Source organism: Vibrio tritonius, from assembly GCF_001547935.1.
In the GTDB taxonomy this organism is placed as follows: domain Bacteria; phylum Pseudomonadota; class Gammaproteobacteria; order Enterobacterales; family Vibrionaceae; genus Vibrio; species Vibrio tritonius.
Genome location: NZ_AP014636.1, coordinates 1,313,272 through 1,337,038 on the forward strand (window position 1 = coordinate 1,313,272; position 23,767 = coordinate 1,337,038).

General features: G+C 44.2%; 22 protein-coding genes and 3 tRNA genes. 9 read left to right on the plus strand and 16 right to left on the minus strand.

Annotated features, from left to right (window positions below):
- Positions 1 to 256: 256 nt before the first annotated feature.
- Positions 257 to 1,243 carry an acrylyl-CoA reductase (NADPH) gene (acuI, locus tag JCM16456_RS21130; protein WP_068718202.1) on the plus strand — a complete coding sequence of 329 codons (987 nt, stop codon included), beginning with the start codon at positions 257 to 259 and terminating at the stop codon, positions 1,241 to 1,243.
- A 224-nt stretch (positions 1,244 to 1,467) separates the two neighbouring features.
- On the opposite strand, the gene acuR is transcribed toward acuI, so the two are convergent.
- Both acuR and JCM16456_RS21140 read right to left on the minus strand, forming a co-directional pair.
- A complete protein-coding gene (gene acuR / locus JCM16456_RS21135) occupies positions 1,468 to 2,106 on the minus strand; it encodes an acrylate utilization transcriptional regulator AcuR (RefSeq protein WP_068718204.1) in 639 nt (212 codons plus the stop codon).
- 122 nt (positions 2,107 to 2,228) lie between these two features.
- The gene (locus JCM16456_RS21140) at positions 2,229 to 3,389 is read right to left on the minus strand and encodes a mandelate racemase family protein (protein ID WP_068718206.1); all 1,161 of its coding nucleotides are present in this window, start codon (positions 3,387 to 3,389) and stop codon (positions 2,229 to 2,231) included.
- A 140-nt stretch (positions 3,390 to 3,529) separates the two neighbouring features.
- Here JCM16456_RS21140 and JCM16456_RS21145 point away from each other — a divergent pair, with 140 nt between their 5' ends.
- From JCM16456_RS21145 to JCM16456_RS21155, 3 genes are all read left to right on the plus strand, one after another.
- Positions 3,530 to 4,213: a FadR/GntR family transcriptional regulator gene (locus JCM16456_RS21145; protein ID WP_082712405.1), complete on the plus strand. Its 684-nt coding sequence runs from the start codon at positions 3,530 to 3,532 to the stop codon at positions 4,211 to 4,213.
- A 176-nt stretch (positions 4,214 to 4,389) separates the two neighbouring features.
- Positions 4,390 to 5,547 (plus strand): alcohol dehydrogenase-like regulatory protein ErcA, encoded by a 1,158-nt coding sequence (gene ercA, locus JCM16456_RS21150; RefSeq protein WP_068718209.1) that lies wholly within the window; start codon positions 4,390 to 4,392, stop codon positions 5,545 to 5,547.
- Entirely contained in the window at positions 5,534 to 7,741 is a 2,208-nt protein-coding gene (locus tag JCM16456_RS21155) for a sensor domain-containing protein (protein ID WP_068718212.1), read from the plus strand. The genes ercA and JCM16456_RS21155 overlap by 14 nt, the downstream gene beginning before the upstream one ends.
- 37 nt (positions 7,742 to 7,778) lie before the next feature.
- On the opposite strand, the gene JCM16456_RS21160 is transcribed toward JCM16456_RS21155, so the two are convergent.
- The 5 genes from JCM16456_RS21160 to JCM16456_RS21180 form a co-directional block, all read right to left on the minus strand.
- Positions 7,779 to 7,852, minus strand: a tRNA-Cys gene (locus JCM16456_RS21160).
- A 25-nt stretch (positions 7,853 to 7,877) separates the two neighbouring features.
- Positions 7,878 to 7,964 (minus strand) — tRNA-Leu (locus JCM16456_RS21165).
- A gap of 273 nt (positions 7,965 to 8,237) precedes the next feature.
- Complete coding sequence (locus JCM16456_RS21170) at positions 8,238 to 9,347, minus strand: ABC transporter permease (RefSeq protein WP_068718214.1); 1,110 nt, start codon at positions 9,345 to 9,347, stop codon at positions 8,238 to 8,240.
- A complete protein-coding gene (locus tag JCM16456_RS21175; RefSeq protein WP_068718216.1) occupies positions 9,344 to 10,273 on the minus strand; it encodes an ABC transporter ATP-binding protein in 930 nt (309 codons plus the stop codon). The genes JCM16456_RS21170 and JCM16456_RS21175 overlap by 4 nt, the downstream gene beginning before the upstream one ends.
- Positions 10,266 to 11,219 (minus strand): HlyD family secretion protein, encoded by a 954-nt coding sequence (locus JCM16456_RS21180; protein ID WP_068719102.1) that lies wholly within the window; start codon positions 11,217 to 11,219, stop codon positions 10,266 to 10,268. The genes JCM16456_RS21175 and JCM16456_RS21180 overlap by 8 nt, the downstream gene beginning before the upstream one ends.
- Positions 11,220 to 11,402: 183 nt before the next feature.
- On the opposite strand from JCM16456_RS21180, the gene JCM16456_RS21185 reads away from it, so the two are divergent.
- Positions 11,403 to 12,068, plus strand: a complete 666-nt coding sequence (locus JCM16456_RS21185) for a TetR/AcrR family transcriptional regulator (RefSeq protein WP_068718218.1) — start codon at positions 11,403 to 11,405, stop codon at positions 12,066 to 12,068.
- Positions 12,069 to 12,105: 37 nt separating this feature from the next.
- Here the strand turns inward: JCM16456_RS21185 and JCM16456_RS21190 are convergent, their stop codons facing one another.
- The 3 genes from JCM16456_RS21190 to JCM16456_RS21200 form a co-directional block, all read right to left on the minus strand.
- Positions 12,106 to 12,441 carry a GrlR family regulatory protein gene (locus JCM16456_RS21190; RefSeq protein WP_068718220.1) on the minus strand — a complete coding sequence of 112 codons (336 nt, stop codon included), beginning with the start codon at positions 12,439 to 12,441 and terminating at the stop codon, positions 12,106 to 12,108.
- A 181-nt stretch (positions 12,442 to 12,622) separates the two neighbouring features.
- Positions 12,623 to 13,912: a right-handed parallel beta-helix repeat-containing protein gene (locus tag JCM16456_RS21195; protein WP_068718222.1), complete on the minus strand. Its 1,290-nt coding sequence runs from the start codon at positions 13,910 to 13,912 to the stop codon at positions 12,623 to 12,625.
- A 134-nt stretch (positions 13,913 to 14,046) separates the two neighbouring features.
- Entirely contained in the window at positions 14,047 to 14,679 is a 633-nt protein-coding gene (locus JCM16456_RS21200) for a hypothetical protein (protein WP_068718224.1), read from the minus strand.
- Positions 14,680 to 15,224: 545 nt separating this feature from the next.
- On the opposite strand from JCM16456_RS21200, the gene JCM16456_RS21205 reads away from it, so the two are divergent.
- Positions 15,225 to 16,349 (plus strand): S1 family peptidase, encoded by a 1,125-nt coding sequence (locus tag JCM16456_RS21205; protein ID WP_068718226.1) that lies wholly within the window; start codon positions 15,225 to 15,227, stop codon positions 16,347 to 16,349.
- An 89-nt stretch (positions 16,350 to 16,438) separates the two neighbouring features.
- A tRNA-Gly gene (locus JCM16456_RS21210) sits at positions 16,439 to 16,513 on the plus strand.
- 18 nt (positions 16,514 to 16,531) lie between these two features.
- Here the strand turns inward: JCM16456_RS21210 and JCM16456_RS21215 are convergent.
- The 3 genes from JCM16456_RS21215 to JCM16456_RS21225 are packed head-to-tail and all read right to left on the minus strand — an operon-like array spanning position 16,532 to position 18,018.
- Positions 16,532 to 16,837, minus strand: a complete 306-nt coding sequence (locus JCM16456_RS21215; protein ID WP_068718228.1) for a DUF3861 family protein — start codon at positions 16,835 to 16,837, stop codon at positions 16,532 to 16,534.
- Between the two features lie 19 nt (positions 16,838 to 16,856).
- Positions 16,857 to 17,585, minus strand: a complete 729-nt coding sequence (locus tag JCM16456_RS21220) for an SDR family oxidoreductase (protein ID WP_068718230.1) — start codon at positions 17,583 to 17,585, stop codon at positions 16,857 to 16,859.
- A gap of 10 nt (positions 17,586 to 17,595) precedes the next feature.
- Positions 17,596 to 18,018, minus strand: coding sequence for a GlcG/HbpS family heme-binding protein (locus JCM16456_RS21225; RefSeq protein WP_068718232.1), 423 nt, complete (start codon positions 18,016 to 18,018; stop codon positions 17,596 to 17,598).
- A gap of 204 nt (positions 18,019 to 18,222) precedes the next feature.
- Here JCM16456_RS21225 and JCM16456_RS21230 point away from each other — a divergent pair, with 204 nt between their 5' ends.
- Positions 18,223 to 18,840, plus strand: coding sequence for a TetR/AcrR family transcriptional regulator (locus JCM16456_RS21230; RefSeq protein ID WP_231894458.1), 618 nt, complete (start codon positions 18,223 to 18,225; stop codon positions 18,838 to 18,840).
- 102 nt (positions 18,841 to 18,942) lie between these two features.
- On the opposite strand, the gene JCM16456_RS21235 is transcribed toward JCM16456_RS21230, so the two are convergent.
- Together JCM16456_RS21235 and JCM16456_RS21240 are read right to left on the minus strand one after the other, a co-directional pair.
- A complete protein-coding gene (locus JCM16456_RS21235; RefSeq protein WP_068718234.1) occupies positions 18,943 to 20,511 on the minus strand; it encodes a putative bifunctional diguanylate cyclase/phosphodiesterase in 1,569 nt (522 codons plus the stop codon).
- 208 nt (positions 20,512 to 20,719) lie between these two features.
- A complete protein-coding gene (locus JCM16456_RS21240) occupies positions 20,720 to 21,145 on the minus strand; it encodes an MAPEG family protein (protein ID WP_068718236.1) in 426 nt (141 codons plus the stop codon).
- A 391-nt stretch (positions 21,146 to 21,536) separates the two neighbouring features.
- On the opposite strand from JCM16456_RS21240, the gene JCM16456_RS21245 reads away from it, so the two are divergent.
- Entirely contained in the window at positions 21,537 to 22,103 is a 567-nt protein-coding gene (locus tag JCM16456_RS21245) for a porin family protein (protein ID WP_068718238.1), read from the plus strand.
- A gap of 83 nt (positions 22,104 to 22,186) precedes the next feature.
- On the opposite strand, the gene maeA is transcribed toward JCM16456_RS21245, so the two are convergent.
- Entirely contained in the window at positions 22,187 to 23,767 is a 1,581-nt protein-coding gene (gene maeA / locus JCM16456_RS21250; RefSeq protein ID WP_068718240.1) for an oxaloacetate-decarboxylating malate dehydrogenase, read from the minus strand.

Below are 23,767 nucleotides of genomic sequence, written 5' to 3' on the forward strand. Positions count from 1 at the left end.
TATCCGTAGGCGCATTTTTTTGGTCTATTGTTTAAGCAAAACAAATGCTGTTAAGCAAAAATTAGATAAATTGATACAAGTCAAATCCACTCTCCCTATTTCATGATGCTGGCAATTTATCCTTGCTTCTTATGCTGCTGACTTTTATCCTAAAAATATTATTAAACGATCGGTCTAAATTAGAAATTAAACCATGGTTTGTATACCATGCTATTTAGTCTTATCACTCCTTATTAAGCCACAAGGTAGACACTCTATGTTTAAAGCGCTCTATATCGATAAAGTCGACGACCAATATCAATGCCAATTTAAGCAGTTGGAAGAAACTGACTTTCCTGAGGGGAACGTGACGGTTAATGTCGAATACTCAACTCTGAACTTCAAAGACGGCTTGGCGATCAGTGGCAAATCCCCAGTAGTGCGTCGCTTCCCAATGGTGCCGGGTATCGACTTTGCAGGGGTGGTTGAGTCAAGTGACCATCCTAATTTTAAAGCAGGCCAGCGTGTATTTATCAATGGTTGGGGCCTTGGCGAAAAACATTGGGGCGGTTTGACAGAGAAAGCCAAAGTTAATGGCGATTGGCTGTTGTCCACTCCAGAAAACATGAGCAGCTTTGATGTTATGGCGGTAGGCACCGCTGGTTACACTGCCATGCTGTGTGTCCAAGCGCTACAAAACAACGGCATCACACCACAATCCGGCAAAGTGCTAGTGACTGGCGCTAATGGTGGTGTAGGTAGTTTTGCTATTGCCTTCCTAGCCAAATTGGGCTTTGAGGTGGTTGCATCAACAGGCCGACCAGAAGAGGAAGCACGTTTACGTCAACTCGGAGCAAGTGAGATCATTGATCGCAATACCCTCTCGGAACCAGGCCGTCCATTAGGAAAAGAGCTTTGGGCAGCAGCTATTGACTCTGTAGGTAGCCATACTTTAGCGAACGTTTGTGCATCAACCCAATACGGCGGCGTCGTTGCCGCTTGTGGTCTTGCCCAAGGTATGGACTTCCCAGCAACTGTTGCCCCCTTCATTTTGCGCGGTGTGACGCTCGCTGGTGTCGACAGTGTGATGTGTCCAAATGAAAAACGCCTGAAAGCTTGGGAACAAATTGCCCAACTGGTGGATCAAGAGGTACTTAATACCGCCAGCTCTATCATTGGCTTTAATGACGTGATTGATACCGCGCACCAACTGCTGGAAGGCAAAGTGAAAGGACGTGTTGTAGTAGACATTAACAAAGACTAGCTCTGTTTTTGCGCTTTAGAACTCAGGGTTATTTTTAATCCTGAGTTCTCTTTACTCAATTGGTGAACTCACTTCTCTTAAAAATGAGCCCGTTAAGCCAGCCAATGCTGAACGCAAAGTGAAATCCCACCCGTCGCGCACTTTGCCATGTATGGTAAAGTCTTGCTTATCAACATTCGCATCCGCCTAATGATCAGAGCTGGAACCTCAGTGGGAATGGTTGTTTAACATTGACTGATGCTACAACGAAAATAGTGCCAAAAATCATCCAACGGCTGAGTGGAACGAAAGAGCTTGGCACGCATTACAGCCCCTTCCCATCCAGACCAAAATAGTGCTGCCAAATGGGCATCGGTTGCCGATGATTGCCACTGTTGCTGCGCTCGAGCTAAAGCAAAACAGGCTGCAATTCTCTGTTGCCAATCAAGAATGATGCTTTGTAACTGAACCGCTAACGCTTGCGATAGTTGTGGTACTTCCTGCATCATATTGCCAACCAAACAGCCACGACGAAATTCAAAACGTTCAATCCCCGCTTTCGCATCCGCCACAAACAAACCAATTCTCTCTAATGGTTCGACATCCATCCGAGATAAATGCTTATCCAGTTTGCGGGCAAAATAGTCGCCATAGGCGGCCAATACTTGCGAGCCAAACTCTTCCTTATTCTTAAAATAGTGATAAAAAGACCCTTTCGGCACTTGAACTTTTTTCACCACCGCATCGACGCCAGACGCTGTAAAGCCAAATTCAGTGATCATCTCTAATCCACTGTGTATAAGGACTTTCTTGGTGTCGGAGTATTCTCGTTCGATTTTAGGTGGACGCCCACGGCGACGTTTTACGGGTTGTTGTTCGCTCACGTTCTTCTTAATGTCGTTGTTGTTTCACACAATTTTACAGATTTTGCGATCAGGATACCACAAAGTGTCTGGCCATGAGCAAAACCAGACACTTTGCTTCCCATTACTGGACAATATAAGGATTAATCGTGCACAGCCAGAGTGTGTTCTTCAATGTAATCAAAGTTAATATCTTCACCTAAGCCGGGGCGAGAAGAGAGATGAACAAACCCTTCACTGTCCATTGGGTCGGCAAGTTGATTGAGATAAGATATACCTTCATCATAGTCTAAGAATGGGTGCAGTAAGCCTCGTTCATACCATTGACAATTTTTGATCGCTGCACAAACTGCTAAGTTGGCTGCGCCATTACCATGCACTTCACAGTTCATTCCATATGATTCAGCAAGGTGTGCCACTTTCAACGTTGGAGAGATCCCCCCAACTCCGGGTACACCAGCGCGCAAAATATCGCTTGCTTGTGACTTAACCCACTCTGCACGCGTATGGTGCTTACCCGATGCCGATTCAGGACCAATAACCGGAATCGATAGTTGGTGACTTAGCCATTGATAAGAGGAAATACTCTGTTCGTTCATCGGCTCTTCAAACCAAGCAAAATCCAACCGCTCTAGCGCCTTACCTATCTTGAGCGCTTCGGTACGGTTGTACCAGTGGTAACCATCGATCATCAGTTCGATCTTCGGTCCAACCGCTTCACGTACCGCTTCACAGGCTCGAATATCCATCGTAACACTAGGTGCAAAAGAGACCGGTGGCATCCAAGTGTGGAGCTTGATCGCTTTGTAGCCCCGCGCAACTAACTGCTCAGCAAATCGGCCATAGTCGTCTGGTGTCGCTAAACCGCCACTGAGTTGGTCACCACACATAGTGCTGCCATACGCTGGTACTTTATCGCGATATGCGCCAATCAACTGATAAACTGGCACATTCAAAAATCGCCCAGCCCAATCCCAGAGCGCTTGATCTACTACCGCCAAAGCGCGATCGGTTAATTGCCCAGCACTGCCACGTTGCCACAATTCTAAGTCGTGCCATAACTGTTCGCGAAACATGGCATTTTTCCCAATCAACACTTTTTTAAAGAAAGCATTAAGCACATGAGGTCGAATCACTTCTACGGGAGCAAAAGCATACCCTTTGTTGCCATCCTCAGTTTCGATGGTCAGCATAGCTTGTTTTGCCATGGCTCCTTGGGGAAAGGGATGTGAGTGCCCTGCACTATCGGAAGACCGCTTGGTAAAATACTCAAATGCCGTGACAGTTACTTGGGTGATAATCATAAACGCCTCTTGTCATACAAGTTGATAAGCTTCATACAGATAAAGAAAGAATTTGCGAGAGGTCTTAGTTTGTCACGACTAGGCTTTCCTGCTAAGTAGGCAACACGCTAAACTTGTATGACAAGCCAGATTGGAGAACCATGATGTCGTCTCATCCTCGCAGAGCCCACACCGTTGTTTTGGAATTGAAGAATGCCATTGAGCAAGGAGAATACCCTCCGGGTTCAAAACTGCCATCGGAGCAACAATTAGTGCGTCGTTTTGCAGTAAGTCGAACGGTCATTCGCGAAGCGATGGCGGATTTGCGCGCGAGCCAATTGGTCATGACCCAACAAGGCAAAGGAGCGTTTGTTTGTGACAAACCGATCAGCGATGTACTGCAGCTAACCAGTACAGGCGCATCACCCGAGTTGGAACTCACTTACTTAATGGAATTGCGTATCGCAATTGAATCGGAAACCGCTTATCTCGCGGCTCAAAAACGCACCATGCGCGATGTTGATCAACTGCAGATACACCTGCGTGATATGAAGCAAGCCATAGCAAACAACCACACCTCATCGGATATGGATGCTCGTTTTCACTTCACGGTTGCAGCCGCAGCCAAAAACCCTCACTTTGTTGCTTTACTCACCTACGTTTACCAACGTTTAAATCATAAAGATCCGTTAATCCCTGCATCACGAAAACAACAGGCACTAAAAGAGCACGAACATCTCTGTCACGCGATTGAAAGAAGCGACCCAGACGCAGCGCGATCCGCGATGCGTTTGCACCTTTCAGGGACCAAAGCACGCTTATTAAATGCCATTATCCCCGAATAACCTCGAATACCACTAAGGTGGAAATTGTTTGATTTATACACCGACCTAACATTTTTTAGGGTATTTATTGATCGCAAAATTTGGTACGCGGGTACTAAGCTGAACTACACTTTATTCAAAGGTGAGTCTACCCTTGATGACTCCAACCCCTTTCACTATTTTGAAGAGGATGAGCCATGGCTTTGTATGAGATGAGAAAGTTTGTCGCACCAGAGTTTATATTCGGAGTAGGCGCTCGACACAAGGTTGCAGTGTACGCTCGTAATATGGAGGCACGGCGGGTCCTAATAGTTTCAGACAAAGGGGTTATCGAAGCTGGATGGGTACAGCAAGCCATCAATGATTTGGCAGAAGTAGGCATCGAGTCGGTGGTATTTTCCGAGCTTACAGCGAACCCGAAAGACCATGAGGTAATGCGAGGAGCTCAATTTTACGCTGAGAATGAATGTGATGTTATCGTTGCAGTGGGCGGAGGCAGTGTTATTGATGGCGCAAAAGCCATAGGGATTGTCCATACCAATGACGGCGAAGTATCCATGTTTGAAGGTATTGATCAGGTCGATATTCCTGGCCCTCCTCTGATTTGTATCCCCACCACCGCGGGCACCTCGGCCGATATCTCCCAATTTTGTATCATCACCAATAGCGACATGCGCTACAAAATGGCGATCATCAGTAAAACTGTCGTACCTGATGTTGCGTTGATTGATCCAGAGACCACCACAACTCTCGACACTTACCTGACTGCCTGTACTGGCGTAGATGCGTTGACCCATGCGATTGAAGCCTACGTCTCGACAGCAAGCTCCCCGATTGTCGACGTACACGCGATGCACGCGATTAAATTGCTGTGGGAAAATATTCACCGTGCAGTGTTTGAACCTAGCCATATACCCAGCCGCGAAAACATGCTGCTTGGCTCACTTCAAGCTGGACTTGCTTTCTCTAACGCAAGCTTGGGCGCTGTGCACGCTATGGCGCATTCCCTTGGTGGCTATCTTGATATTCCCCATGGCGAATGCAATGCCCTACTGATCGACCATGTAGTGCGGTTTAATATGTCCAAAAGTGGTGAGCGCTATCAAAACATTGCCCAAATCATGGGCATTGATACTCGAGGTATGCAAACCAAAGTTTTGGGTTCACGTATTACACAAGAATTCTCTAATTTGCGCAAACAGTTAGGGATTAATGAAAAACTGTCTAATGTAGGAGTTCATTCCTCAGACATTCCGGAACTGGCCACTCATGCGGTCAATGATGCCTGTATTGTGACCAACCCTCGAATAGCCTCTCTCGGAGATATCAAGGCGATTTACAGTGAAGCAATGTGACGACGAAGATAAAAACGTTAAGAAAGACACAATAGGTCAGCGTAGAGAAGACATTATCGGATTAGGGGATCGTTCTTTTCGCAAAAATTACTATCCCCAGTTGCGCCGTAACATGGATCGCCTTGAGCGGTTTAAAACCCTGCTCGACCATACGCCAGACATGGTCATGCTCATTTCTCTTCCTGACGGAATAGTGAGTGACGTGAACCAATCAGTCTGTACACTGTTTGGTGTTCAAGAAAACCAACTCGTCAACAAACCACTTCATGAGTTACCGTGGAGTCGTGTCAATGACGTTCTTGATAATATTTTAAGCGACTCAAACTCAGGCTCGGCAGTTATTGAACAAAAAAATTCTGCTGAAGAATGGGTATGGTTAGAGCTAAGCTATCAGAGAGCGACCTTAGACAACCATCAGTTTTGCGTTATTGTTGGACGTAATGTCACTGAGCGAGTTGAGCAAAGTGAAACACTCAACACCTTACTTTCAGAAAAAAACGCGCTACTCGATAATGCGTTAGTTGGTATGGTGTGGATAAAAAATCGTATCATTGTGGCATGCAATCAACGCTTTGAACAAATGCTTGGCTATGAAGAAGGGACCGTAATAGGGCAATCTACCCGCCTGCTTTACGACTCAGAAGAAACCTTCAACGATTTTGGTAACGAAGCGTACCGTGTTCTTTGTAACGAAGACTCCTACAGTGCAACAATTCAGCTCATGAAAGCTAATGGTGAATCTGTATGGTGTGAACTCACAGGTAACGCTATCGATCAAAATAACCCTCGCAAAGGCAGTATTTGGATTTTTAACGATATAAACCAGTTAAAAAGCTCTGAAGAGAAAGCCGTGTACATGTCGCAACATGATGCTCTGACAGGGCTACCTAACCAGCGCTTACTTTCCGATCGCTTAGAGCAAGCGATGCTACAAGCAACTAAGCAGTGCCCTTCTATCGCTTTACTGAGTCTCGATTTAGATAACTTCAAAATTATTAACGATTTGCTCGGATATTCTAATGCTAACCAACTTTTAGTACTGGTATCAGAGCGTCTTAAAGAGTGTGTAAAAGAACTTGGCACCGTGTGTCGGCAAGGCGGCGATGAATTTGCGATTCTCTTCCCCAATTTAAGTGATGCAGAGAAATGCATTTCTCGAATCAGTAGTATTTTTAGCGCACTAGAAACGCCTTTTCACTTCGAAGGACGAGAGATTAACTTAACCGTATCTATGGGTGTAGCCTTATTTCCTGAAGACGGATCTGATTTAGAAACCTTATTAAGAAAAGCCGATTCGGCCATGCTTCAAGCGAAAGAGGATGGCAAAAATACCTACCGATTTTATAGACAGCAATTGAATGAATCTATCGAAGAAGAACTCACGATTGCTTTTGGGTTACGCAAGGCATTAGACGACCACCAGTTTGAACTCTACTACCAACCCAAAGTGGAAATTCGCTCCGGTAAGCTTAAAGGGGCTGAGGCGCTAATTCGTTGGAAACATCCCACTCTGGGCATGATTTCTCCCGCCAAGTTTATTCCTGTCGCGGAAGAAACTGGGCTTATCATCCCTATCAGTGATTGGGTACTGCATACCGCATGTGCAGCGGTAGGGCGATGGCGCGACCTTGGTATGGAGAATGCTCTCGTGGCAGTTAACCTTTCTGCAGTTCACTTTGCACGAGGTGATGTCAGTGAAAGCATACACAGAGCAATTAACGATACAGGCATCGTACCACGAATGCTTGAGCTGGAATTAACTGAATCTATTTTGATCAAGGATCCCGAGTTCGTACTCGATGTAGTAAAAGATCTAAAAGAGTTTGGCTGTCGCCTCTCAATTGATGATTTTGGTACAGGGTATTCAAGCCTCGCCTATTTAAAACGATTTCCGGTAGATATACTCAAAATAGATAGAGAATTCGTTAAAGAGATCGCCACCAATCAAGAAGATGAAATCATTGTCAAAACCATAATCCAAATGGCCAAAGGCTTTGGCATTGCCACGGTTGCCGAGGGCGTAGAAGATCAACAAACATTAGATAAATTACAGCGCTTTGGCTGCGACCGATCACAAGGCTACTTTACCGGTCGACCAATGCCAGAAAATGAATTCATTGAATTTATGCTCAACAATCGTCGTGAACAGAAAAATAAAGCACCGCAAAACTCACCGAATGATTATTCGATTTAGCTTGGTTTGGCAACAAGGAATTGAAATAGAGAGAGTATGGAGGCGCGTCCCGGAGTCGAACCGAGGTCCACGGATTTGCAATCCGCTGCATGGCCACTCTGCCAACACGCCATATAGAAAAGCTTTGTAGAGAAGATGGTGCCCCGGGCCGGACTTGAACCGGCACAGCGCGAACGCCGAGGGATTTTAAATCCCTTGTGTCTACCAATTCCACCACCAGGGCACGCAAAACTTTTTGCGATGGGAAGACACCATCTTAGATACCGGACTAGCATCCCATATCTTTTTATTCTTCAACAACACTGAGTGTTAATGTTGCCACATTCACAGCGCTTTGCCCTGTGAACAAGGCACACTTTACTCGAGATAAAATTCACGTCAACAGTTAATTCTATCTTTTTGATTTAAGTGATGAAAAATCACACACCCTTGCCTATGATACATACATTTTGTGGGTTTTATCATCACTTATATAATTCGGAATTATAACGCCGAATCAATCGAGCGACTTTTTAAAACGTTTCGCCGATACCCACACACCGCACACGGTAAAAATGGCTAACCAAAGGGTGTCCTTCCACATGTCCATCAAGCTGGCACTGCGTAACACGATACCTCGGATTAAACGCATAAAATGGGTAGTGGGTAATGCTTCAGCGACCCATTGAGCCACATTTGGCATAGCTTCATAAGGTGTGATAAAACCAGACAGCAGTATCGACGGCAAAAGAATAAACATGGTCATCTGCATGGCTTGTAACTGTGTCATTGCCATCGTTGATATCAGTAGACCAACGGTTAAGCTCGCTGAAATATACAGTAGCGCCCCTAAAAAAATCTGATGTACGGCACCATTGATTGGCACATCGAACATAAAGTGGCCTAAGGTAAGAATGATCACGGTTTGAATTAGACCAACAAAAATGTAAGGGACAATTTTCGCTATCATAAGCTCAAGCGACGATACCGGAGTGGTAATAAGCAGTTCGAGGTTACCTTGTTCCCGCTCTCGAACCACAGCCACACTGGTAAACAAGACCATGGTCATACTCAAAATCACCGCTAATAGACCGGGTACAATGTTTACTGCTGAACTGCGGCTAGGGTTATAAAATAACGCGACATTTAACGTTTCTGCGGTGTCATTACCCACTTGCGTATTGAGCGATTCAGGGAAGAGGGTAAATGGTAACGACCTCAGTCCCAAAATCGCAGAACTGATGGTGCTATCGGTGCCATCCACCATCCATTGTCCTAGGGTTTGAGAGTGAGCCAAACGGTAGTTCACATCAGCTGGTATCACCAATGCAACTCTTACTTCGCCTGCTTGAATCGCTTGCTGAGCTTCAGCCGGGGAAGAATAGCTATGGGTGAAATTCACCACCTGAGAAGCCAGAACTTGCTGCTGTAATTGGCGACTGGTTTGATTTTGGCTCATATCAACAATTCCAGCCGGAATGTTGCGCACATCCATATTAATCGCATAACCAAACAAAGTCAGTTGTACTAGAGGGATCACCACAATCATCGCAAAGGTAATTCGGTCGCGCCGCAACTGCCGTATTTCTTTAATGATAATCGCTTTCATCCGAGTCCATGAACTCATTGACGCCCCTCCCCTGTCACCGATACAAACACATCTTCAATAGTTGGCCGCGCAATCGTCATTTCCGCCTTATTTAATTCGGGAAACGTCTGCTGCATCCAACCGATAGGATCCTCTATTTGTTGGTAAATCAATACGCGCAGTCGAACCCCCAACTGAGCAGCTGAACGAATCTGTTGTGGATACTGAAGTAATTTGGCTTTAAGCGTTCGAAGACCTGGCGCCTTTACTTCCACAATGTTCACACCCATTTGTGCCATTAACTCATCCGGCGGCCCATCTGCACGCATTTTGCCAGACTCCATAATAGCTAAGCGATGGCAGCGCTCGGCTTCATCCATGTAGTGCGTGGTTACCAAAATCGTGGTGCCCATTTCTGACAGATCAAACAGTTTTTCCCAGAAGTCGCGACGGTTTTCTGGGTCAACTGCGGATGTTGGCTCATCAAGAAACAGAAGTTCCGGACGATTCATGGTGGCACAAGCAAGTGATAGACGTTGCTTTTGCCCCCCACTCATGCCTCTGGCTCGCTGGTTACGTAATCTATCTAAACCATAAGTTGACATCTGTTCTGCACAGCGTTGATCTAAGGTTTTAGGACTCATACCAAAAATCGTCCCCATAAACTGCAAGTTTTCATAAACAGACAAATCGTCATACAATGAAAACTTCTGCGTCATGTAACCAATTTTGAGGCGTAACAGGTCGGCATCGCGAGGAATCTTATAACCAAGAACTTCGATTTCCCCTGAAGTTGAGTGCAACAATCCCGTTAACGTGCGAATGGTCGTGGACTTACCACAGCCATTGGGTCCTAAAAAGCCATAAATACACCCTTTGGGCACATTCAATGAAATATCATCAATCGCGGTAAATTCACCAAAGCGTTTAACGATATGTTCAGCCCTAATCGCTAACTCACTCATAATCGTCATCCAAATCCACTTGAACCGGAATGCCTGCTGGTAATGAGGCCGCTGAGTCTGGTAGGTCTATTTTGGTTAAATAGACCAAACGAGAGCGATCACGTGCACTCATGCTGCGATAAGTCGTGAAAGAGGAGTCTTTCGAAATCCAACGAACTTTGCCCATCATTGCTTTCTCAATACCATCAACGTGCACGGTGACTTGCGTACCTACAGGATAGTGAGCAACTTGCAATTCTGGTAAGTACACCCGAGCGTACGGCTTACTTTCCGCGGCGATGATTGCAACAATACCATTCACCGGAACTCGCTCTCCTTGATGGTAAGGTAACGAATCGATCACACCTTCACGCGTTGCAGTAATCGTCAATTCGCTGAGTTTATGTTGTTCAAGTTCAACATTTGCTTTTGCTGCTGCCAGCTCAGCACGTGCAACCTCAATGTCTTCTGCTCGATAACCTGCGGACAATTTCTTCAATGTTTGTAGAGCCGCATTATAGGATGCTCTCGCTTCGTCGCGCTTGGCTAACGCATTGTCTTTTTCTGCTGGCGAACTGAGTTTGCGTGCAACTAATTCAGCAATTCGACGGTACTGCTTCTCTTCGTTATCTAATCGAACACGCGCATTTTCCACATTCGCTTGTGCGGAAGCGACATCTTCCGATCGTTCACCATTAAGCAATTTAGTCAGTTGCGTTTGCGCTTGTACTTCTTGCGCCACCGCTTTAGCCAATACAGCCCGCTGACTGATAGAAGAAAGGGTGAGCAAAACATCACCTTGCTTAACCGCCTGGCCTTCTTTTACGTCAATTCGCTCAATAATTTCATTGGCCGTTGCGGTGAGTGAAATTCTGTCGCGTTCCAAAGAACCAAGAGCCTGAGGGTTTTCTTGTGGAGTGCAACCAAACAGAACCAATAACGGTAAAATAATCAACCTATTACGCATGTTTTCATTCTCATCATTGTGAGTGCTTACTTTCCCTATGGTGGTCATCACTCGCTCGCCAAACAGGCGTTGAATAAAGCTCCACGTTAGAAAAATGACGCTTAAACCAATTAGTTTAAATTGAATTTAAATTTAAACTAATTTATCTTAGGGGAAAAATCAAGCAGGGTGAGCAGAGAAAATATGACAAGACGTAAAACATCAACCCGTGTTGATGGAGAAATTACTCGCCAACGCATTTTAGATGCCGCAGGTAAACTCTTTGCGATAAATGGATTTGCTGAAACCACCAGTAAATCCATAGCACTAGAGGCTGGCGTCGATTTGGCTTCGATCAATTATCATTTTGGTAGTCGTAATGGGTTGTATCAGAAAGTACTAGCCCAAGCACACAGCAGTATCATCAATATTGAGTTACTGAATAACATTGCTCACAGTGGGCAGCCTGCTGAGAAAAAGCTTAAAGCTTTCATTGAGTTATTATGCAATGCCACACGCAGTGGCAACGAATGGCAAGCCCAAACGCTTGCCCGAGAGATACTGGCCCCGACCTCTAACTTAGCGGTTTTATTTAACCAAGAGTTGGAGCCTAAGCTTCTCATTATTCGTGAATTATTAAGTGAAGTGACGGAGATTCCCATCGATGCACCGCAATTGGCTCCTTGCCTACTGAACGTGATTGCCCCCTGCATGGTACTTTTGGTTGCCGGTCAATCGGTTCCGGGCGCATTGCAAGAAACGGCGAATCTGCCACAACAGCAACTAATTGAACACATGTATCATTTTGCGTTGTCTGGCTTACTCGCAATGGGCGAGCAATATCGCCTCACCCACAGCAGCTCTTCTTGAGCATAGTCACTTAAATTGGCTTAGCTGCCGTATTCCGTTACGCCGCTTGAGCAAGGTATTGACCTTCAATCGTCAGCCTTGCTTGTGGCCAATTGAAGATACAGCCAGTCGCGGTAAAATGATCATCACCCACCCTGTTGGCTTCGAGGGTCAACTGAAACTGGTCAATCGCACCGAAAATCGATTCGGCACGTTCGTTCCATTGCTTAACCATGAGTTCTACATGGTATTTCCCTTGACGATAAAAGAGTTTGCCAGAATAGATAAATCCACTGTCTCCGCCATTAACCGAACCATCTTTGATCACCAAAATTCCTTGGCCACAAATGTATTGGCTCGATAAAAACGACACTTGGTAGATACCTTCTTTCATGTGCATTCCTTTAGATAACCACTGAACGAGCAAGAAGGTTACCAGCCCACTGCAAAGACTGATTTTTATAAACTTACAACTTTGATGAACACTTCCATCACATTAAAAAGGGCTGGTCATTACAAACCAGCCCTTTATTCGGGTGTCATCTTTTATTGGCAATTGAGCCTTCCAGCCACGTTTATTGTTTCTCTATTGCACCAAGATCAGGGGCGGCACCCAAATAATCAATGCCATTTACCACCGCGCCCGCATCAATCAATACGGTATTCGCTTTGATATGGAACAAGGCGTTATGAGGTAAAGCACCGTTGCTGCTACGTTCGGCAGTAGCCAAACTGGTGTTTAAGTTTTCAAATAACTTACGAGTCATAGTGATGCCACTATCCCATGAGTTATTACTGGTATTGGCATTTTTGACCGTGACACTACCATCTAAAGAAAGGTTATTACGGAAATAATGTTTCTCGCCTGAACTCAATGAGTTACCAAAACCAAAGTTAATACCATTGTCATACGCGGTGTTATTAATGACACGCACACCACCTGCATTATTATTTTGGTCAAACCCTTTGTTTACATTACCAAACGCGATAGAGCGAGAAATTTCATGGTTCCCTACCGCACGATTTCCGCCCAGTTTGAAACCATTACCGTTACCAGCAAAAGCAGAGTCTCCCCAGTAATCGATACCACTGAGAGAAGCCCAGCTCTCTTTGATCACAACTTTTTGGTCAGTATCGAACAGGTCAAATGCATCATCCGAATTCTTCCAAGCGCGGCATCCAATAAATTCATTACCTGCCCCCTGCTTTTGTTTCGCCCCAAAACCATCGGCCATGCTGCCATGTTTTTTAGGATCGTAATTGAGGTAACTGTCAGAGTTAAGCACCAAGTTATAGGCTCCGCCTTTATTGATTTCTAATCCCGTATTACGGTTGTCATAGAAAGCCATATTTTCAAAGGTATTGTGGTTACCTGTCACATATGCACCTTGATACCCTGCATGGGTAATATCAATGCCCCTAAAATACCAATAACTACCAGTGACATAAAAGCCGAATCCGTTTTGAACCCATTCTCCTTCAGGAAATTGAAAGTCAAATACCGCGCGACCACAGTTTTCTGTTACCACGTAAATAGGTGCAGTCGACGTACCAGATTGACCGAAGCGGAGGGTGTTCTTCTTATCTTGCTGATAATCAATCACATAGGTACCCGCTTGCAGCAAAATCATTTCTCCAGCCTGCACTGTGGACAGCGCCGTTTGAAAATCCATCGCTTGGGATGCGCTGTCGCCGCTGTTACTAGCTACCCCTGTCGGTGAAACATAGTAAATACGTGTGGGGGAAAAGCTGCTGCCATTCCCTTCACATTGCGTTGCCATCGACTCGGATAAAGACGCCCAAGCACTGGTAGAACAAGTTAGTAATAAAGTAGTGAGTATTGTCGCTCGTATTTGACGATTCATGTAAGTTCATCCCATTTTTATTTCACGAACATACATTATAAATAGTTAATACTTTATCAATCACTTAATTAGCTAATATTTACCATTAAGATCAAAAAATAAATAAAAACATTCAGAATGGAATCCTATTTAAATCATTCCACATCTTCTGATAAGTTCTCAATCATTTCTACTGTATGAATAGCTGCAGAAACCCACAAGTTAATTGCATAAATATAAAATTCAATATGGAATAATTCTTGACGTATTTTTTCGTCTGAAATGCAATTCCAATTATCAATCTTTAAGTTCTCCTCTGCAAATTTCCTAGCATTCGACGAGGCATTCATGTCTAAAAGAACACCAAGCTTTTCGTTTACAATATCGATATTAAGCCGATGAACTTGCGGACGAAGTATATAGTCACTAATCACTTTAGGGAGAATTCTCTGTGCGTACTCGATCGTATCAACATTCATTTGATAGAACATCTTTCTGACGACAACCCATTGACTATATGACTTATTATGCATTTGCCCGTCAACAGCATTCAATTCACTTGAACACTCATATGCAAGCTCACGTGTTTCCTCGTTTAAACGACATTCTGATAAAGCCTTAAACTTTGGCAAATGTTTAAAAGCTTGGTTAAGCTTTAAAAAAGTTTCAGCCACATCATAGGTACGATCTAAAGCTCGTTCATAAAGATTACGTAAAATGTCTTCTTTTGAGAGTTCAATTTCAGCTTGGATCTGATTTATTTTCTCATCAAAATATTTTAATTCCACTCACACCACCAAATTTTATAAAAACATTCTACTTTATATATTTCTAATTTATAAACTAAACATACCACATTTATATGTTAATTGAATTATATCCACTAACGTATAAAAGATGAATACGAGATAGTTATAATTCTAACGCCGCCATCCTTAGGACCCATTATGTCCCATGACTGGTCCCAATCCGTCCTAAAAGCTTAACTCCATCGTCAATTTAGCGATATCCGTGCAATAAATTTGTCTTATTTTTAAGATAAACACTCATATCCAAACGTAAATGCTTACTCATGGATTCAGCGTGTGCAGCAATTGTCATATAAAGTATATTTGTTGCATTATTTTTATTAAAAATGCGAGTCATCGTTGATTTTTCGTCCTACACTGTTTAGACATTTGCTTTATTCTCTTTCCACTTTAACAACGACAGATTTTATCTAAACGCCACAGTGGGCGCGTATGCGACACCATTGTTATATGTAGCGGTTTAAGTAACCCAATGTGGTCACTTCTCCCTACGGTAGTTCAACATGCATGAGAATAGCCTTATAATGACGCTTAGACATATCCGCCGCTTTAGCACGTTCATTATTACGCTGATGACATGTCAGTACGCATACGCTACTGAAAGCATCGCACCCGCTATACTGAATGGTACAGCGACCGCTCTATCTTCTATTCCCTATCAGGCACGCCTATCTATTGCCAAGAGCACCAGTGGCGGTACAGTTTATTACTTATGTGGGGCAGCGCTGATAGACGATGGTGTCGCGATTACCGCCGCTCACTGTGTGGATAGCGACCACACAGAAACGTTAATCAGTGTTACTGTTTATTATATGGATTACACCTCACCAAGCAGTCCGGTACTTAACTCAGTCACCATTCCTGAAAGCAGTGTCGATGTCCATCCGACATGGGATGGTAGTTTAGATACCTCCCATGACATTGCAGTGCTCTACGATACAGGCGCTTCATTTACTAATGCGAAAAAAATCAAAATTGCTAGCTCTGCCGAAATGAGCACGATGTTTACTCAATTTTCGAATAGTTATGTCGCAAACCAAGACAACGAGCCTAATGTCCAAGCCAGTGGCTATGGTGAAGATGAGAATGGAAACTCTGGCTCTCTAGAGCGAGTTTTACTTGCTGGGATACCGAGCTCCACCTGTCGCAACATAAAAGCAAGCGTAACAATAAATTACGATGATTACCTTTGTGTCCAAAGCCCAGTTCAAAGTATCAATTATGGTATCTGTCGTGGAGACAGTGGTGGTCCACTTGTGTGGCGTAACCCGAGCAATGCATCAGACAGCGATTACGGAGTGCGTCTTGTTGGTGTCGCCTCTTATGTCACAACGTCAGGTGGGCTATGTAAATTGAATGGCTCATCCTACTTTGGGGCCTATAGTAACGTGCCCTACTATCGTTCGTACATAAACAATGCGGTTGATAGTCTCGCTTATACCCTTAATTACGATTATGCAACCCTATCAATCAGCTATGCCTTTGATAGTGATCCAATTTTGGGCTCGAGTTTGAACATAAATCCAGATTCCGATGACAGTGACGATAGTAGCAGCGGTGGTGGCAGCTTAGGATTACTTGCTATTTTGCTGCTAACCTTAGTGGCGTATCGCCGTCATGCCGTCGAGACAATAAAGCCAATAAGCTGATTGGTTTTTAACCAAACCACGTAGTGCGCCTGTTTTTTGTGAATTTATACTTTTAATTCAGCCAATTAGGAGTATATTAATTCGCACAGGCGTACATCGTATAATGGTTATTACTTTAGCTTCCCAAGCTGAAAATGCGGGTTCGATTCCCGCTGTACGCTCCAATCACTAAAGACCCTCTTCTACTTTTCCTGCTGAGCGACTTGTTGTTTAAATGCCCGCATAAATTCGCCAAACGGCCGATTAAGATCTTTGAATAACGTATGATTACGATGCTCTAACATCACCTCACCCATCATCTTAATCCCCATTAGGAGATTGAGAGACTCTTGCTCACTCAAACCTTCGATGACACCCACTTTAGCCAATACCCCATGCAATTCATCATGACACGGAAAATCAAATGCAATGCTCTGTGGATTGGTAGGCGCATTACCTTCTTTATCTGCCACAGGCGTAATATCAACACGGTACAAATGCTTTTTCATTCTCGTTACCTCACACCAGTTAGCCAAGCATAATCCCGCCGTCAACGGCAATGTGCTGACCCGTAATAAAATCATTTTCCATCAAGTAAACATAGGTACTGGCTAGCTCACGTACGGTCGCTGTGCGACCCAGTGGGATAGTTTGTTCAAAATGAGTTTTAATCTCTGTAACCTGAGTCGTTGGCATATCCCGCCAAAACGTGGTTAACGTCCAAGTCGGTGAAACGGCATTGACTCTAGCGTTAGGAGCTAACTCTACAGCTAACCCCTCCACTAATGCGTTAATACCCAGATTGCCCACATAACTGGCACACGCGTCTTGTGCTCGGCCGCCGGTGCCAGAAGTAAAGATAATTGCGCCACCCTGTGTTATTTTTTCCGCGGCTAGCTGACCAATTCGCACGTTAGTCAGAAATTTTGATTCCATTACGTGACGAATGGTGTCAATTGATGCGCCAATAAAACCACCGCCCATAACATCTCCCACCATAGACACCAAATAATCAAAACCATCAAGCGTACTAAACCAATTCTCGAGTGCGACAAAGTCGTGAGCATCGATACAATCGGTCTTTACTTCAACATCAAACTCGCCTTCTAAGCCCACTCGTGCTGTCGCTAACCTGTCTGAATGACGACCAGCGAGATGTACTTTTGCACCTTTTGCTAATACCAGTTTGGCAATGTCTAAGCCGATACCTGAACTACCGCCAATGATGACGACTCGTTTATCTTTTAAATCTGCCATATTCGTTCACCTACTTAGTCAATACATTCGCGGCTGTCACCGCAACAAAAGAGTCATTTTCACCATGGGCACCACTGACCCCCACTGCACCAATAAATTGACCATCAACAATCAATGGAACGCCACCTTCCAGTGCCGTGACGCCTGGAGTAGAAAGAAAGCTAGGCGAACCATGATTTACAAAATCTTCAAACTGCTTGGAAGGCGCTTGCAATAGCGCTGCCGTTTTGGCTTTAGCCAGTGCCACCGAGGCGCTAACACCAATGGCATCATCGTTTTTTTCCAATGCAACGATCTCTCCTGAGCAGTCGACAACCGCGACACTAATAGCCCAGCCTTGCTCTTGAGCACAATGTTGTGCTGCCTGAATAACGCTACGTGCAGCATACAAGTTCACACTCTTCACCGTTTTTAGGTACGGATGTTCTTCCATTTCTTATCACCCCTTTACACACAACAACTAAACTAAACGGTTTAGTTTTATTTATTATTTAATCACAATAGAAATAATGATCAATAACAAACCTATTATGATTTTTGAACTAAGTAGTTCAGCAAATTCGAAGGTGTATTTTCTTGTGCAGAAGAATTGAGATGGGTATAGTAGCTGCCTATTGTTTTGCGTTTGGAGAGTTCATTGTCTACTGCAGATATTAAATTGGAGCGGGTACTGCAAGGTGCCGCAGAAGTGTTTCTTAAACAAGGATTCACTGCAGCCACGACAGATATGATCCAAAAGGCCGCGGGGGTATCAAAAGCGACCGTTTATACTCGCTACCCGAATAAGCAGGCACTGTTTTCTGCCGTCATCGAGCGTCAATGTCACTTACTCACTCACCAAGTCACTGAGTGCCTACCACAACATTCCGACATTTTCGTCACATTAAGAGAAGTGGGAACTCGCTACTTAACCTTGATCCTGTCACCCGAAGGGATGGCTCTGTATCGAACGATCATTGCAGAATCTCCTCGTTTTCCTGAGTTAGGCCGCGCCTTCTATCTAGCAGGGCCTAAAGTGGTACTCGATCAGGTAACAGAGTACATAACTGATGCTGCAGCTAAAGGTCAGTTAGACATCCAACCTGTTGGAGCACGCGCCGCCGCGACGCTATTTTTAAGCCTTCTGCGCGGGGATGGTCAGCTACAATGCCTAACGCATCCGGATTTTTCTCCCACTAAGATTCTCATTGATGAATGGGTTAACCTTGCGATGATTACCTTTCGTCAAGCGTATAGCAAACCCACTATGAGTTAACGCTAACAGATAAACTCGCTATCAATAATCAATACGGGTCGATTTAAAACAGGGGGTGAGGCTAACTTTGCCGATTAACGGCAGCAAATGATTAAGACTCAATCAATTGATAGCGGAGTTTTCGACCCCAAAAAAACGCGACTCAATTTTGTCGAGCGTTGCTGGGCGAGCAAAAAGATAGCCTTGCATTAAGTCACATCCTAGCTCAACCAATGTATCCATTTGATCTTCGGTTTCTACACCTTCAATAACAATCTGCATATTCAATTTACGGCCCAAAGTGACGACAGACTCAACGATATTCTGCTCTTTTACCCCATCGACAATTCCTTCCACAAAAGAGCGGTCGATTTTCAGTTTATCCACACTTAATTCATTGAGCCGACTTAGAGATGAATAGCCGGTACCAAAATCATCGATCGCGACATGAACTCCTTTCTTACGAATACGATGTAGTTTTTCCAAAAGTAATTCGTAGTTATCAATTAACGTTGTTTCGGTCAGTTCTAATTCCAACTGTTTAGGATCAAACTCAATACCTTTGATGGTATCGAGTAAAGAAGGAACAAAACTCTCATGATGAAACTGATGCGCAGAAATATTAACCGCAAGATATTGATCAGACGTGAGTTTATCTTTCATCTCCGATAACGACCGTCGCAAAACAAAATCACCCAACTGATTGATCAGGCCATATTCTTCCGCAATGTTTACAAATAAAAATGGCGGAACCGAAGCACCTTGAAAATTCCACCTGACTAACGCTTCAAACCCTTTACACAAATGTCTTTTTTGATCCCAAATGGGCTGGTACACCATAAACAATTCGTTATTGAGAATGGCTTTATACAGTTGTCGTGACAACATTTCACGGTATTCACGACGTTGCCCAAGCTCTTCTCGATATAGATACCAATCAATACCATTGGTGGTTTTCGCCTGCTCTAACGCGAGATAGGCCGCTCGCACCAAATCATCTGGGTTATCACTATCTTTAGGATAAACCGCAACTCCCATCGAAAAACGAATGTTGACAACGTACTTACCAATCACAATCGGGACATTTTCAACGCGACGCAAATCAGACACGTAATCTTCAATGACATGTAATCGCCCATCACACAAATCACAAGCCAAAAACTCGTCGCTATTAATACGCGCGACAAAACCCGATTTCTCGTTGCGTAACTTTAGGCGTGTAGCGACATGCTTTAACACCATATCGGCGGTAGTACGCCCATAAAGGTGATTAATGGTGCCAAAGTTATCGATGTCCAACAAAACCGCGATAACATAGCGCTCTTTAGGGCATCCCATCATTAAATGATTAAGCTGCCGTTTAGCTAACCGTGAGTTGGGTAATTGGGTAAGAGAATCAAAATCCGCTTCACGATGTAAACGTCTCGAATAGGTTTGCATGTCCCAATAACGACGTAATCCAAATAGGCAACCACCTAAACCAACAAAAAACAACACGACAAACACTTCATCAAGTTGCCATACTTCTTGGTCGCGACTGAGGTCATGAAACGATTCAAACGCATCGTAACGAATGGAGAAATAGGAAACGAGGACAGTTACCACTAACCAAATCAACAGATCCTGCAATGCACTGGATTGACGTATGGTGCTAATAACATGATGAGAAGCTTTTCTAAGATGGATGGACATCAAGCCTCCGAAGGATGAACGCCAACATAAAAACTATCATTAAGTTAAACAGTTAGACCAAGATCTGTCTAGTTAAACGCCGTAACCTATTCAAGCAAATTCAATTTATCACAACAATTGCGACAGACTTCACTTCTCATCGCAATTTATCAGTAACCACTCACATACTGCTTATGCCATCTTAGCCTTACTACGCACACCTTATAACTTACAATCCATCAACCAATTGAATGGTGGCCAAAATGAACAAAGCTAGGTTCGCCACCACTCCGATAATAAAAAAATAGCTGCGTGGACTTGGGTTTTTCTCTGTAGCGATAGCGTAATAACACAACATATGCCCTACGCGCGCAGCTACGTAAACCCATAGCCATAACGCCAACCAAAATTCAAACGATTCAGATAACCACGCTAAAGCAACAGCTCCCAAAATCAACGGAGCATTTTCAAGTGAATTCATATAAGTTCGATGAGTTCGAAAAACGAAAGAATCGTGACTTAATTGGTCAGGTAATTTCCCTGGAATCGCTCCGGGGTGACGGGCTTTAACTGTGGAAGCAACTAACCATTGAACAAAATAAATCGCGATCAGCGCCCAAAAAGCCCATAAAAAGGCTGCACTATGTACTACCATAAACTGTCCCTCTCTTTAACACGCTTTATACCCAAACGACCACAAGATGCAGAATTCTGAGCGTCATCAATGAGCACAGATAAATTTAACGTTACTCAACCGCCAATGATCGTATTCACAACGCCCTAATTATACTCAGCTTTCTCAATGAGCGGCGAATCGCACATATCTGATTTTCTACGTAGAATAACTATGTATTCAAATCGGTGCCTTGCCTATGAACGAATACATTCTCCCTGAAACTGCATCTTGAGGTTACTTGGGCATCAACTTTCTAACAACTTAATAACAGTAAGCTTACTCATATATGAAGATCTTAAACTCATTCATTCGCACAATGTTGAGGTTGTTAACGAAATATTAAACTTCACTAGTAACTAGGAGCGAAACGATGAAAAAGATCTATCCTGCATTAACAGGCCTATTTGTCTTAGCCTCACTTAGTTTCTCCTCTCAGGCAGCCACAGGCAGTAACGACAGCGGTCTCTATGTCGGTGGTAACTTTGGTTATCTAAAAGTGGATGGCGACGACGACTTTGACGACGATAATAAAGTCTATCAAGGACTTCTTGGTTATCGCATTAATCCTTATGTCGCGATTGAAGGCAGTTACGTTGATTTTGGTAAATACGGAAGTAGCCTGGCCAATGCTGAAACGGATGGTTACACCGGAGCCTTAAAACTCATCGCACCAATTGGTGACCGAGTCGATCTCTATGCAAAAGGGGGACAACTTTGGTACAACACCGATTACAATATCGCCGGAGCTAAAGGCGATCAAAACGACGAAGCCGTCTTTGCTGGAGCCGGGGTCGGCTTTAAAGTCACCAATAATTTGGTCATTAATGCGGAATATACATGGTATGACGTCGACCTTGATGCGTCTGATGTTCAAGATGGTAAAGAGACCAATACCGATTTCAACCAAGTCACAGCGGGTGTCGAATATCGTTTTTAATACCAGCAAGCATTGACACTATTCGCAGAAAGACGCACAAAAAAAGGGCCGTTCGGCCCTTTCTCATAGCATATCAACAGCGCTTAAGCGTGTTGAACAGGTTGCCAGAATGACTCTTCAATCTTTTGTGCCAATTCTGTTTCGCTCAGTTCATTAAACGATTGAGCAACGCCTTCTACTACAGCTTGTTTCGCAACGGCAATCGCGATGATCTTAGAAACTTCCATCGTCGCTTCAATCGCAGGCAGTACTTCATAGTGAGAAGCCTGTGAGCACTCATACTCAGCCAATGCATTCACTGCAGCCATTAACATCTCTTCGGAGATAGTGGTTGCATTAACAACATGCGCACCAAGACCAATACCAGGGAACACGTACACGTTATTACATTGAGAGATAGTGTGTGATTTATCACCAAAAACAACGGGAGCAAACGGGCTACCGGTTGCAACGATCGCTTTATCACCCACCCAATCAAAGACTTGCGCTGGAGTTACTTCACAAGAACTTACAGGGTTAGACAGTGGCATGATAACTGGCATAGTAGTTTGTGCCACTAGGGTACGAATCACTTCTTCGCTAAATAGACCCGCAACACCGGTAACACCAACGATAACGTCTGGCTGATAGTGCTTAATCGCATCAAGAAGTTCAAGTTTAGCCACACCAGCAGGACGCTCTGACGCAGGACGCGCTAGCTCTGCTTGCATTTCATTAAGACCTGCAAAATCATCGTAGATGATGCCGTCACGGTCAACAACGTAAACATTGTGTTGCTCGTCAAAGCCAAAAGTACGCCCGATAAGGTCTGCGATACCACAACCTGCTGAACCACCACCAACGATAAATACGTTTGACTGACCAGATTCTTTACCCGCTTTTTTCAGTGCGCGTTTGATTGTCGCAACCGCTACCGTCGCAGTACCTTGAATATCATCGTTAAAGCAACGATGAGTATGACGGTATTTTTTCAAGAGTGGATAAGCGTGGTTGTTGCTAAAGTCTTCAAATTGAATGATCGCTTTAGGCCAACGTTTTTCTAACGCCGTCATCACTTCTTCTAGGTATTGATAGAAAGTCTCGTCATCAACACGATCTTCTTTATCACCTAGGTATTGTGGGTCCGCTTTCAATTTCGCATTGTTCGTACCGACATCGATACACACTGGTAGAGTACGCTCTGGAGCGATACCACCCACCGCTGTGTACAGAGACAGCTTACCAATTGAAATACCCATACCACCGATGCCAAGGTCGCCCAAGCCAAGAACACGAGAACCATCAGTGATAACAATAATGTCCACTTCTTGTTGAATGCGTTCAATTTGCTGGCTGACCGAGCCACCTTCACGGCACGATAGATAAAGACCACGAGGAGCGAAGTTTAGATAGCTATATTGCTGACATGCGTCACCAACAGAAGGGGTGTAAATATAAGGTAAGCTATCGCGGATATTTTCACGAATATAGTGGTAGAAAAGTCCTTCGTTCTGATCTTGAACGTGGCGCAACATCAGATATTTAGACAGGTTGTTGCCTGCTTGAGCGACAGAAAAACGAACCTGAGCAGTTTGACGGATAATTGAGTTTAGTGACTGGTCCACTGGAGAAAGCGGGCTAATGCCCGCCTCTGTTGTGGCCGCGACGTCATAGGTCTGTGACAT

Excerpts from the sequence above, each read along its gene's own strand:
- acuI (WP_068718202.1), top strand. The coding sequence starts at position 257 with ATGTTTAAAGCGCTCTATATCGATAAAGTCGACGACCAATATCAATGC.
- JCM16456_RS21140 (WP_068718206.1), bottom strand. The coding sequence starts at position 3,389 with ATGATTATCACCCAAGTAACTGTCACGGCATTTGAGTATTTTACCAAG.
- JCM16456_RS21145 (WP_082712405.1), top strand. The coding sequence starts at position 3,530 with ATGATGTCGTCTCATCCTCGCAGAGCCCACACCGTTGTTTTGGAATTG.
- ercA (WP_068718209.1), top strand. The coding sequence starts at position 4,390 with ATGGCTTTGTATGAGATGAGAAAGTTTGTCGCACCAGAGTTTATATTC.
- JCM16456_RS21170 (WP_068718214.1), bottom strand. The coding sequence starts at position 9,347 with ATGAGTTCATGGACTCGGATGAAAGCGATTATCATTAAAGAAATACGG.
- JCM16456_RS21175 (WP_068718216.1), bottom strand. The coding sequence starts at position 10,273 with ATGAGTGAGTTAGCGATTAGGGCTGAACATATCGTTAAACGCTTTGGT.
- JCM16456_RS21180 (WP_068719102.1), bottom strand. The coding sequence starts at position 11,219 with ATGCGTAATAGGTTGATTATTTTACCGTTATTGGTTCTGTTTGGTTGC.
- JCM16456_RS21185 (WP_068718218.1), top strand. The coding sequence starts at position 11,403 with ATGACAAGACGTAAAACATCAACCCGTGTTGATGGAGAAATTACTCGC.
- JCM16456_RS21190 (WP_068718220.1), bottom strand. The coding sequence starts at position 12,441 with ATGAAAGAAGGTATCTACCAAGTGTCGTTTTTATCGAGCCAATACATT.
- JCM16456_RS21195 (WP_068718222.1), bottom strand. The coding sequence starts at position 13,912 with ATGAATCGTCAAATACGAGCGACAATACTCACTACTTTATTACTAACT.
- JCM16456_RS21205 (WP_068718226.1), top strand. The coding sequence starts at position 15,225 with ATGACGCTTAGACATATCCGCCGCTTTAGCACGTTCATTATTACGCTG.
- JCM16456_RS21215 (WP_068718228.1), bottom strand. The coding sequence starts at position 16,837 with ATGAAAAAGCATTTGTACCGTGTTGATATTACGCCTGTGGCAGATAAA.
- JCM16456_RS21220 (WP_068718230.1), bottom strand. The coding sequence starts at position 17,585 with ATGGCAGATTTAAAAGATAAACGAGTCGTCATCATTGGCGGTAGTTCA.
- JCM16456_RS21225 (WP_068718232.1), bottom strand. The coding sequence starts at position 18,018 with ATGGAAGAACATCCGTACCTAAAAACGGTGAAGAGTGTGAACTTGTAT.
- JCM16456_RS21235 (WP_068718234.1), bottom strand. The coding sequence starts at position 20,511 with ATGTCCATCCATCTTAGAAAAGCTTCTCATCATGTTATTAGCACCATA.
- JCM16456_RS21240 (WP_068718236.1), bottom strand. The coding sequence starts at position 21,145 with ATGGTAGTACATAGTGCAGCCTTTTTATGGGCTTTTTGGGCGCTGATC.
- JCM16456_RS21245 (WP_068718238.1), top strand. The coding sequence starts at position 21,537 with ATGAAAAAGATCTATCCTGCATTAACAGGCCTATTTGTCTTAGCCTCA.
- maeA (WP_068718240.1), bottom strand. The coding sequence starts at position 23,767 with ATGTCACAGACCTATGACGTCGCGGCCACAACAGAGGCGGGCATTAGC.